This is a genomic window from Nocardiopsis sp. NRRL B-16309, from assembly GCF_001279585.1.
Lineage (GTDB): Bacteria > Actinomycetota > Actinomycetes > Streptosporangiales > Streptosporangiaceae > Nocardiopsis.
On sequence record NZ_LGEC01000106.1, the window covers coordinates 1 to 10,961 of the forward strand.

At 70.5% G+C, this 10,961-nt stretch carries 11 protein-coding genes and 1 pseudogene; 9 read left to right on the plus strand and 3 right to left on the minus strand.

Annotated features, from left to right (window positions below; translation table 11 throughout):
* Window positions 1-74: 74 nt before the first annotated feature.
* The 3 genes and pseudogenes from ADL05_RS24265 to ADL05_RS31975 all read left to right on the plus strand — a co-directional run.
* Window positions 75-317: pseudogene (locus ADL05_RS24265) on the plus strand (response regulator transcription factor); the annotation flags it as partial.
* 93 nt (window positions 318-410) lie between these two features.
* Window positions 411-1,157: a class I SAM-dependent methyltransferase gene (locus tag ADL05_RS24270; protein WP_053619332.1), complete on the plus strand. Its 747-nt coding sequence runs from the start codon at window positions 411-413 to the stop codon at window positions 1,155-1,157.
* Window positions 1,158-1,272: 115 nt separating this feature from the next.
* Window positions 1,273-1,653, plus strand: a complete 381-nt coding sequence (locus ADL05_RS31975) for a hypothetical protein (RefSeq protein ID WP_053619333.1) — start codon at window positions 1,273-1,275, stop codon at window positions 1,651-1,653.
* A 395-nt stretch (window positions 1,654-2,048) separates the two neighbouring features.
* Here the strand turns inward: ADL05_RS31975 and ADL05_RS24280 are convergent, their stop codons facing one another.
* From ADL05_RS24280 to ADL05_RS24290, 3 genes are read right to left on the minus strand one after another with little or no spacing between them, the layout of a single operon-like run.
* Window positions 2,049-2,822, minus strand: a complete 774-nt coding sequence (locus ADL05_RS24280) for an alpha/beta fold hydrolase (RefSeq protein WP_053619334.1) — start codon at window positions 2,820-2,822, stop codon at window positions 2,049-2,051.
* A 13-nt stretch (window positions 2,823-2,835) separates the two neighbouring features.
* A complete protein-coding gene (locus ADL05_RS24285) occupies window positions 2,836-3,636 on the minus strand; it encodes an exodeoxyribonuclease III (protein ID WP_156366006.1) in 801 nt (266 codons plus the stop codon).
* 18 nt (window positions 3,637-3,654) lie between these two features.
* Window positions 3,655-4,683 carry a tyrosine-type recombinase/integrase gene (locus ADL05_RS24290; RefSeq protein WP_053619342.1) on the minus strand — a complete coding sequence of 343 codons (1,029 nt, stop codon included), beginning with the start codon at window positions 4,681-4,683 and terminating at the stop codon, window positions 3,655-3,657.
* 733 nt (window positions 4,684-5,416) lie between these two features.
* Here ADL05_RS24290 and ADL05_RS30775 point away from each other — a divergent pair.
* From ADL05_RS30775 to ADL05_RS24320, 6 genes are all read left to right on the plus strand, one after another.
* Window positions 5,417-5,866: a hypothetical protein gene (locus ADL05_RS30775; RefSeq protein WP_156366004.1), complete on the plus strand. Its 450-nt coding sequence runs from the start codon at window positions 5,417-5,419 to the stop codon at window positions 5,864-5,866.
* Between the two features lie 247 nt (window positions 5,867-6,113).
* Window positions 6,114-7,340, plus strand: coding sequence for an urea ABC transporter substrate-binding protein (urtA, locus tag ADL05_RS24300; protein ID WP_053619337.1), 1,227 nt, complete (start codon window positions 6,114-6,116; stop codon window positions 7,338-7,340).
* A gap of 80 nt (window positions 7,341-7,420) precedes the next feature.
* Window positions 7,421-8,311 carry an urea ABC transporter permease subunit UrtB gene (urtB, locus tag ADL05_RS24305; protein WP_053619338.1) on the plus strand — a complete coding sequence of 297 codons (891 nt, stop codon included), beginning with the start codon at window positions 7,421-7,423 and terminating at the stop codon, window positions 8,309-8,311.
* A complete protein-coding gene (gene urtC, locus ADL05_RS24310; protein WP_053619339.1) occupies window positions 8,308-9,423 on the plus strand; it encodes an urea ABC transporter permease subunit UrtC in 1,116 nt (371 codons plus the stop codon). Before urtB ends, urtC begins: the two co-directional genes overlap by 4 nt.
* On the plus strand, window positions 9,420-10,166 hold the full coding sequence (gene urtD, locus ADL05_RS24315; RefSeq protein WP_053619340.1) for an urea ABC transporter ATP-binding protein UrtD: 747 nt from the start codon (window positions 9,420-9,422) through the stop codon (window positions 10,164-10,166). The genes urtC and urtD overlap by 4 nt, the downstream gene beginning before the upstream one ends.
* Window positions 10,163-10,867: an ABC transporter ATP-binding protein gene (locus ADL05_RS24320; RefSeq protein WP_053619341.1), complete on the plus strand. Its 705-nt coding sequence runs from the start codon at window positions 10,163-10,165 to the stop codon at window positions 10,865-10,867. Before urtD ends, ADL05_RS24320 begins: the two co-directional genes overlap by 4 nt.
* Window positions 10,868-10,961 lie beyond the last annotated feature (94 nt).

The window sequence follows — 10,961 nt, forward strand, 5'->3', positions numbered from 1 at the left end:
CCCCCCCCCCCCCCCCCCCCCCCCCCCCCCCCCCCCCCCCCCCCCCCCCCCCCCCCCCCGCCCCCCCCCCCCCCCCCGCCGCACCCACCCCCGCCGCCCGCGCCGTCGCCACCCTCACCGAACGCGAATCCCAAACCCTCACCCTCATGGCCCAAGGACTGACCAACGCCGAGATCGCCGACCACCTCGTCCTGGGCGTCCAGACCATCAAGACCCACGTCTCCCACATCCTCACCAAACTCGGCGTCCGCGACCGCACCCAAGCCGTCATCGCCGCCTACGACGCAGGCCTCATCCGCCCCGCCACACCCCGCTGAAAGCGACACACACCCGCGCCGCCACCCCGCCCCCGCACGACACTGCTACCTTCGACCATCACCAACGGTACGAACACGACCCCAGGGGGTAACATGCCCGCCGCCATCGACCTGGCGCACATCAGCGAGCTCTACCGCACCCACCGCGACGACCTCGCCCGCGTACGCGAACACATGCGCGCCCACCGGCGCCACACCGGGCACACCATGACCCCCCGACTCGACGACCTCGAAGCCGAGATCACCTACCTCCTCCTACGCCACAACACCCCCGCCACCGTCGTGGAGATCGGCACCGCCCACGGCTGGTCCACCGCCTGGATCCTGCACGCCCTGCACGACAACGGCACCGGCCACCTGCACTCCTTCGACACCACCGACCACGCCCCCCAGCACGTACCCCACCACCTCACCGACCAGTGGACCTTCACCCACGGCGACGTACGCACCCACACCCACCTCATCCCCGCCCGCACCGACCACCTGTGCATCGACGCCGCCCACAACGGCTGGTTCGCCCGCTGGTACCTGCACCACCTGCTGCCCACCCTGGCCCCGGGCATCCCCGTCAGCGTCCACGACGTCTTCCACCAGCGCCGCGCCCTGCCCTTCACCGAAGGCGCCGTCGTCCTGGCCTGGCTGACCGCCCACACCACCAACTTCTTCACCGCCTCCGCCGCCCGAGCACCCCACCACCACCAAGCCCTCACCGACCTGAAGAAACAACTCCACCTGACCGAACCCGTCCACACCAGCCACCGCAACCCGATGATCTACTTCCACCTGCCCCACAGCGCCACCCGCGCCCGCACCGCCGCCCCCGCCCACCACGCCCGCTGACCCCGGCTCCGGCCCCGCCACCCGCGCCCGGAGCCGGGCCCCGCACCACCCGTTGCCCCGCCCCCGACCCGACCGGTAACCTCACCGTCCCAAGGACAGGGGAGGACCCAGCACCGTGCCGCGCCGCCGCACACCCCAGGACGACAAGCGCCTCAGCTACACCAAGGACCGCCGCAACGAATACGGCGAGAACGACAAGAGCTCACGCAAGAGCATCCGCCGCGCCCAACGGCACGTCGCACGCGCCAACCGCCGCGCCGCCACCCACACGCTGGCCACCATCCGCGGCACCGCCGACACCGGCCTGGCCGAACAGGCACAGGAACGCTTCGAGCGCAAACGCCCCCGGCGCTGGGAAAAGTGGCCCGACGAACCCCTGCACGTCTCGGTCACCGGCAGCCTCGAACAGCGCGCCGAGCGCGAGGGCCCCGACTCGGCCAACACCCGGCGCCTGACCCGGCTGCGCGCCCGCCTGCGCCGCCCCGACCGCAGCTGAGCAGGCGCGACCGCCCGCCCCAGGGGTCACAGACCGACAGACTGCCGCCCGGGGGAGAGGCCACGCAAGGCGCGGGCCTTCCCCGCCTGGGAAGGCCCCATCGCGGTGATCCGCTCGTCGGACGCGGCCCACTCACTCCAGAACCGCCCCACAGCGCCCCATCCAGGGCAGACCGCAAAGGCGCGGACCGCCACCGCGCCCGCCCCGGGCCAGGGACACAGGCCAGGGGCACACGCCGCGGACGGAGTCCGGCCCGACCCCGCACGGCCACCGCGCACCGGCGCCCACTCCGCCGGGGGAGCGGCCCCACCACACCCCACCCCCGACACACCGGTGGGGCCGGAGCCACACAGCCCCCGACCCCACCACACACCGCGCCCGCACGAGGCCCGTGCTCAGCCCTCGGACTCCACCGGCTCCTCCCCGGAACCGCCCGCATCCACCTGCGCACGCGCCACCTCACGCGCACTCACCACATCGGCCGCATCACCCACGATCCGCGAGAAGTTCACCGGCTGGTCCAGACTCACCATGTGCCCCGCCCGCGGCACGTTCACCAACCGCCCGTCCGCACACGCGTCGAAGAACTGCTTCTCATGGATACGCATATGGTCCCGCGACCCGTTGATCAACCAGACCGGCCCCGTATAGGCCGCCAACGCCGACAACGCGTCCATGTCCGAGACCGAGTCGATCACCGTCGTGGCCGCCTCCACCGCCAACCCGCCGTCCAAGACCGCATCCACCGCACCATCACGCAACGTCAACCGGTGGAACCGCTCGTTGACCGCCAAACCCTTGTCCGGCAACCGCTCCATCAACACCGACGGAATCCGGTACAACTGCGCCAACGACTGCGCCGGCTTGGCCGTACAACTGGCCGCCACCAACCCCGCCACCCGGCCCGGCGCCGCCCCGGCCGTGGCGATCGACACGAACCCGCCCAGGCTCAACCCCACCACCAGAGCACGCCCGCCCACACCGTCGATCGCCCCCAGCACCGTGTCCACCGCACGCCCCAGCGAGAACTCCTCACCCCGCCGCGACCCGTGACCCGGCAGATCCGGCGCCACCACCCGGCGCCCCTGAGCCGACAACAACTCCACCTGCGGCCGCCACATACTCCCCGACAACCGAAGACCATGCACCAACACGATCGGCACACCCATACCAGCAGCCCTCCTAGGACCCGTACCGCACCGTCACCGGAGCATGATCCGACCAGCGCGCACCATGCTCGACCGCACGCTCCACCCGCCCCGACACCGCACGCGAGGCCAACCCCGGCGTGGCCACCTGCAAGTCGATCCGCCACCCCGTGTCATTGTCGAAGGCCCGCCCCCGATAGGACCACCACGAGTACGGGCCCTCCTGATCCGGATACAGAGCACGCACCACATCCACATACCCGGCCTCATCGAAGACCCGCGACAACCACGCACGCTCCTGCGGCAGGAAACCCGAACTCTTCCTGTTGCCCCGCCAGTTGCGCAGATCCACCTCCCGGTGCGCGATGTTCCAGTCACCGCACACCACCAGCTCACGGCCCTGCGCCTCCACCTGCGCACGCCGCTTGATCAGATACGGCAGGAACGCGTCCATGAAACGCTCCTTCTCCTCCTGCCGCGGCGTGCCCACCTCACCCGAGGGCAGATACAGCGACGCCACCGTCACCGCCCCCAGGTCCACCTCCACATACCGGCCCGAATCCTCGAACTCGGCCTCACCGAAACCCACCCTCGACGCCTCGGGCTCACGGCGCGAATACACCGCCACCCCCGCACGCCCCTTCGCCGCCGCCGGAGCCAACAACACGTGCCACCCCGGCGGCGCCACCACCGCCGCCGACAACTGCTCGGCCTCGGCCCGCGTCTCCTGCAGACACACCACGTCCGCCTCCGTGGCCGCCAACCACGCCACGAAACCCGGATCCTTCTTGGCCGCCGCCCGCAGACCGTTCACATTCACCGTCGACACCGTCAGATCGTTCACAGCCACAGACTAGCCACCCACCACCTCCTGCACCCCACCCTCGGACCCGCCCTCGGCCACCAGGCGCCGCACCACCCCATAGGTACGGTTGGACCCCGCCGCCTCCCGCTGCGCCCGCGCCGTCACCTCGATATAGGCCTGCGACGACGACACCGACGCATGCCCCAGCAGATGCATGATCTCGCTCACCGACGCCCCGTCCTCCGCCAACCGCGTCGCGAACGTATGCCGCAGCGCGTGCACCAGCGTCCCCCGCGCCACCCGGTCGTGCACCCCCGCGTGCTTGTAGCACTGACGCACCAGATACTGCAGACCACCCCGCCGCAACCCCTGGCCCCGGTTGTCCACCAACAACGGATCCGCGCCCCGCACGACTCCGAACCGGTGCCGCCGCGAGGCCAGATACGCCTCCAACAACACCTCCAACGGCACCTCGATGGGCAGCACCCGCTCACCACCGCCCTTACCGACCACCCGGATCCGCCGCTCACCCGCACGGCCGCCCACCGACTCCACCCGCAGCGACAGCATCTCCGCCGACCGCATCCCCGTCAGCAGCGCCAACGCGAGCACCGCCAGGTCCCGCTCCGGCCACGGATCACGCGCCCGGCGCGCCCCCCGCGCCAACGCCTCCAACAACCGCTCCGGGGTGTCCTCGCCCATCAGCGGCTTGGGCCCCGAGGGACGTACCCGCGGCCGCGGCACCGCCGACATCGGATTGCCCGCCACCACCCGCTCCGAGACCCAGAACCCGAAGAACCCGTTCCACGTCGACCACGCCCGCACCACACTGGAGGCGGCCCGCTCGGTGGCGAAGTCCGCGAACGCCGAGCGCAGCACACCCGCCTCCAGCTCCGCCAGCGCCACCTGCCCCACCGTGCACCCGCGATCGCGCGCCACCAGCGCCAGCACCGCGTTCAGATCCCGCCGGTAGGCGGCCACCGTGTGCGGCGAGGGCTTGGCCGCCCGCCGCGCCACCAGATACTGCTCCACCGCGTCCTGGGCCAGGACCGGCCCCGCTCCAGCTGCACCACTCATGCCTTCAGCATCCCCGATCCGCCGCCACATCCACGCCCCCGCCTCGAACAGAATCGAACACGAGGGGAGACCGGCACCCCGCGGGCCGGGGCGGGGAGTCCCGACTCGGTGCGAACCCGGACGAATGAACCCACAGGGCAGGGGAGAGGCCGATTCAGGAACGAGCGAGGGCATCGAACGCCCGTACGAATCGCGACGTGCGGCCGGACGGCCGCCGCGCGAGGGGAGGGGTCGCGACCGTGCGCGGAGCACGCGCCCCGGAGCCCCACCGGGCGCGCGCACGGAGCGGGCACCGGAGCGGGCACGCGTGGGCGGGCGGACTCCGGGCGATCGGACGGCTCATCGGGCGCGGCCGCGGGGGAGTGGAGGCACCGTACGAGCACGGATGCGGGGGAGCAGGACGGTGGGAGCGAGGCGGGAGGGGGCGGACGGGCCCGCCGATGACGGGGCGGCGGCATCCGCCCGCGGGAGGCGGGGGCGCACGGTCGGCACACGGCAGCCCATCAGATCACCACGAACCACGCATGAGTGATCAAAGCCCTGCAAAAGGATGCATAACACAGATTATGCATCAAACATGGACAGGTCACGGTCGGCACCAGGGGACCGCTCAGCTCAACACCATGCTCCAACCCCACACCCTGCCTGGCCGCGGCCACCGCACCGGTCCTGGCCCCTGGACCCCACCACCTGGACATCCTGTGGCTCGCGCCGCCGCCGGGGGACCGCGCACATGGGGCAGCACCCTGGGGGTGGAGACCGGAACACTCGTCCACGCCGCCGCGGCCACCGCCTAGGTCCGGGTGCGCGCCACCTGGGCGCCGACTACCTCGTCCACCTCGACATCCGCGCCCTGACCAGCGAAGACACACCCCACCAGGGCACAGCACCCCACAGCCTCACCAGCGCCCGCGCCTTCACCGACGACCTCGTCGCCGACGCCGTCAAGCCCAGGGTCTGTTTTCCCGGCCTTCCTGCCCACAGTCCGTCGACCCGGACCAGGGACCCGCCGCACCACAGATCCTCATCCTGGGACAGATCATGGGCCGTACTGGGACTGACCAGCGAGCCGCTCATGGCCCTGGGCACCGCCCAGGGCCGACGCGCCACGCGCGCCTGGCTGCGCCGACGGCGCCATCCACCCGAGCCCGGACGCCGCCACGCACTGACCGGCCGCGGGTGAAACGACCCGCCCGACCCCTTCCCCGCACTCCCGCCCATATCGCCGATAATGCACATTATGTCAAGTTGAGTGGTCATCAGGGCGCCGACCACCCCCACACACACCGCGCCCCCACACGAAACCTTAACGACCCCACCGGATACCGACATGTATACGTAACGGTCGGGCACGGCACACGAAACACCCCGCCACCAGCCTCCTAGGTGACCCCGCCCACCCGGCCCCCACCCCAAGGAGATGGCACACGATGGCACCCACGCCCCCGGGCCCCCGCACCACCGCGATCGCCGCCACCCTCGCCCTCGCACTGGCCGCCACCACCGCCTGCGCGCCCGGCGACCCCGCCGGAGTCACCGACGACACCGTCACCGTCGGCATGCTCCACTCCCTCTCCGGCACCATGGCCATCAGCGAAGTCACCGTCCGCGACGCCGTCGAACTCGCCATCGACGAGATCAACGCCGACGGCGGAGTCCTGGGCCGCCAGATCGAACCCGTCATCGAGGACGGCGCCTCCGACGAAGCCACCTTCGCCGACCGCGCCAACAAACTCCTCAACGACGACAACGCCGTCACCGTCTTCGGCGGCTGGACCTCCGCCTCCCGCAAAGCCATGCTCCCCGTCTTCGAACGCAACAACGGCCTGCTGTGGTACCCGGTCCAATACGAAGGCCTCGAATCCTCCCCCAACATCGTCTACACCGGCGCCACCACCAACCAGCAGATCATCCCCGCCCTGGACTACCTGCGCGAACAAGGCCACACCAGCCTCTACCTCGTCGGCAGCGACTACGTCTTCCCCCGCACCGCCAACCAGATCATCACCGCCTACGCCGACGCCCACGACATGGAGATCATCGCCGAGGAATACACCCCCCTCGGCCACACCGAATACTCCACCATCACCAACGACATCGCCCGCACCGAACCCGACGCCGTCTTCAACACCCTCAACGGCGACTCCAACGTCAGCTTCTTCCAACAGCTGCGCTCGGCCGGCGTCACCCCCGACGACTCCCCCGTCCTGAGCGTCAGCGTCGCCGAAGAGGAGATCGAAGGCATCGGCCCCGACAACATCGCCGGCCACCTCACGGCCTGGAACTACTACCAGACCACCGAAACCGACACCAACACCGGCTTCGTCCAGGCCTTCACCGACACCTACGGCGCCGACCGCGTCACCTCCGACCCCATGCAGTCCGCCTACAACGCCGTCCACCTGTGGAAGGCCGCCGTCGAAGAAGCCGACAGCTTCGAGGTCGACGACGTCCGCGCCGCCCTGGACGGCACCACCATCGACGCCCCCGAAGGCACCATCACCATCGACGGCGACACCCAGCACGTCATCAAGACCGCCCGCATCGGCCAGATCACCGACACCGGCCTCATCGACGAGATCTGGGCCTCCCCCGAACCCATCACCCCCGACCCCTACCTCACCGGCTACGACTGGGCCGCCGACCTGACCGGCTGACCACGCCCCCCGCTCCCCCGGCGGCGGCCGGAACCCCGCACCCGGCCGCCCCACCCGCCCCCGCACCGAAAGGAGCCGCGGTGGACGCCCTCATCGGCCAACTCCCCGTCGGCCTGTCCATCGGCGCCGTCCTGCTGCTCGCCGCACTCGGCCTCAACTTCACCTTCGGCCAAATGGGCGTCATCAACATGGCCCACGGCGAACTCATCATGATCGGCGCCTACACCGCCTACGTCCTGCACGCCTGGATCGGCCTCAACCCCGCCTACTCACTCCTGATCGCCCTGCCCACCGCCTTCGCCGTCACCGGAACCCTGGGCTGGCTCCTCGAACTCGGCCTCATCCGCCACTTCTACGGACGCCCCCTGGACACCCTCCTGCTCACCTTCGGCATCGGCATGATCCTCCAACAAGCCGCCCGCGACACCTTCGGCGCACCCAACGTCGACGTCCCCGCACCCGCCTGGCTCACCGGCGGCCTCACCCTCACCGACAACATCCGCATCCACTACTCCCGGCTGTTCATCCTCGCCCTGGCCATCCTGTGCGTGGTCGCCATCGCCTACCACCTCAACCGCTCCCGCGCCGGACGCCAGATGCGCGCCGTCATCCACAACCGCGACCTGGCCGCCACCACCGGCATCAACACCCGCAAAGTCGACGCCACCACCTTCTTCATCGGCTCCGGACTCGCCGGCATCGCCGGGGTCGCCCTCACCCTCATCGGCCCCACCGGACCCACCCTGGGCACCAACTACATCGTCGACGCCTTCCTGGTCGTGGTCATCGGCGGACTCGGCCAACTCCGCGGCACCATCCTCGCCGCCCTGGCCCTGGGCCTGCTCAACGCCACCGTCGAAGCCTGGGCCGACGCCTCCCTGGCCAAACTCATCGTCTTCGCCGCCATCGTCGCCTTCCTCCAGGCCCGACCCCAAGGACTCCTCACCGTCAAGACAAGGGCCCTGACATGACCGCCCCCGCCCTCATCACCCGCCTGCGCGGCCCCCTGACCTTCCTGGGCCTACTCGCCGCCGCCCTGCTCGTCATGCCGCTACTCCTGGAACCCTTCCGCCTCAACCAGCTCGCCCAGTACCTGTGCTACGCCATCGTCGCCCTGGGCATCGCCCTGGCCTGGGGCCGCGGCGGCATGCTCGCCCTGGGCCACGGCGTCTACTTCGGCCTGGGCGCCTACGCCATGGCCATGCACCTCACCCTCGCCGCGGCCGCCACCGACCCCCTCTCCCCCGGCCACCTGCCCCAGTTCATGGTCTGGTCCGGCCTGACCGAACTCCCCTGGTTCTGGCGCCCCCTCACCAACCCCGCCACCGCCATCGCCGCCGCCCTGCTCGTCCCCACGGCCGTGGCCGCCCTCCTGGGCTGGTCCGTCTTCCGCCAACGCGTCCGCGGCGCCTACTTCGCCATCCTCAACCAGGCCCTGGCCGCCGCCTTCGTCATCCTGCTCATCGGCCAACAACACCTGACCGGCGGCTCCAACGGCCTCACCGACTTCCCCGTCTTCGCCGGCACCAGCCTCTACACCCCCACCGCCCAATACACCCTCTACGCCCTGACCGTCCTCACCCTGGGCGCCACCTACCTGCTCTTCCGCCACATCACCCTGAGCCGCTACGGCAAACTCCTCATCGCCATCCGCGACGGAGAAGACCGCGTCCGCTACCTCGGCTACGACCCCACCTGGATCAAGACCCTCGCCTACGCCCTCTCCGCCACCGCCGCCGGCGCCGCGGGAGCACTGTTCGTCCCCATCATGGGCATCATCTCCCCCTCCCTCATCGGCGTCATCCCCTCGATCATGATGGTCCTGGCCGTGGCCATCGGCGGCCGCTACTCCCTGGCCGGAGCCGCCACCGGCGCCGTCCTGATGAACGCCGCCCAGACCACCTTCGCCGAAACCTTCGCCGGCGGCTGGACCTACCTCCAAGGTGCCCTCTTCGTCATCGTCATCGCCCTGGCCCCCCGCGGCCTGGCCGGACTCACCCGCACAGCCGCACAAGCCCTCTCCCGCCCCACACCCGCCAACACCACACCCACACCGGAGACCACCACCGGGAGCCACCCATGACCCTGCTCTCCATCCAAGGCCTCACCGTCACCTTCGGCACCTTCACCGCCCTGAACGACATCGACCTCACCCTCGACGAAGGCGACCTGCGCTTCCTCATCGGCCCCAACGGCGCAGGCAAAACCACCCTCATCGACACCATCACCGGCCGCACCCGCCCCACCCAAGGCACCATCACCTTCAACGGCCACACCCTCAACAAACGCAGCGAACACCACATCGTGCGCACCGGCATCGGCCGCACCTTCCAGACCAGCGTCGTCTTCGAAGAACTCACCGTCGCCGACAACGTCGACCTCGCCGCCTCCTTCCGACTACGCCCCTGGCAACTCCTGACCCGACCACGCACCCGAACCACCACCGTCACCGACATCCTCGACCGCATCGGCCTGGCACCCCACGCCGACCAGAGCGCCGCCACCCTCTCCCACGGCCAACGCCAATGGCTCGAAATCGCCATGCTCCTGGCCCAACGCCCCCGCCTGCTCCTGCTCGACGAACCCGTCGCCGGCATGAGCGCCGAGGAACGCACCCGCACCGGCGACCTCCTCACCGAGATCGCCACCGACCACACCATCGTCGTCATCGAACACGACATGGACTTCCTACGCCGCTACGCCACCGACGTCACCGTCCTGCACGAAGGACGCGTCCTCGCCCACGGCGACGTCGCCACCGTCCAGAACAACCCCCGAGTCCAAGAGGTCTACCTCGGCCGCAACCCCCAGGAGGCCACCACATGAACACATCCCACCTGGCCGTCACCGGCCTCCACGCCGGCTACGGCCGAGCCCGCGTCCTCTTCGACATCAACCTCACCATCCCCACCGGCACCATCTCCTGCGTCATGGGCCGCAACGGCGTCGGCAAGACCACCCTGCTCAACACCATCGCCGGACTCCTCACCCCCACCCAAGGCACCATCACCCACAACGGCACCGACATCACCAAAAAACCCACCCACACCCGTATCCGAGGCGGCATGGCCTACGCACCCCAAGGCCACGACACCTTCGCCCCCCTGACCGTCGCCGAGAACCTCCACCTCGCCCACCACGCCACCCAACGCGGCGGACCCGAACTCATCACCCGAGCCCTCGACCGCTTCCCCCGCCTCAAACCCCTCCTGCACCGCCGCGCCGGACTCCTCTCCGGCGGCCAGGCCCAACAACTCGCCATCGCCCGCGCCCTGGTCACCAACCCCACCCTGCTCATCCTCGACGAACCCACCGAAGGCATCCAGCCCTCCATCGTCGCCGAGATCGAACAAGCCATCACCGACATCGCCGCCGACGGAACGACCATCCTCCTCGTCGAGCAGTACCTCGACGTCGCCCTGCGCCTGGCCGACCACGTCACCGTCCTGGACGCCGGACGCATCACCCACAGCGGCGCCCGCGCCGACCTCACCGACGCCGACGCCCACACCCTCCTCGCCATCTGACCGCCCGGCCCCGCGCCACCGCGCCCGGAACGCAACCGCACCCACCGCCAACCCCCGGACACCCGCCGCCGACCCCGGCACCACACCAAGGGCC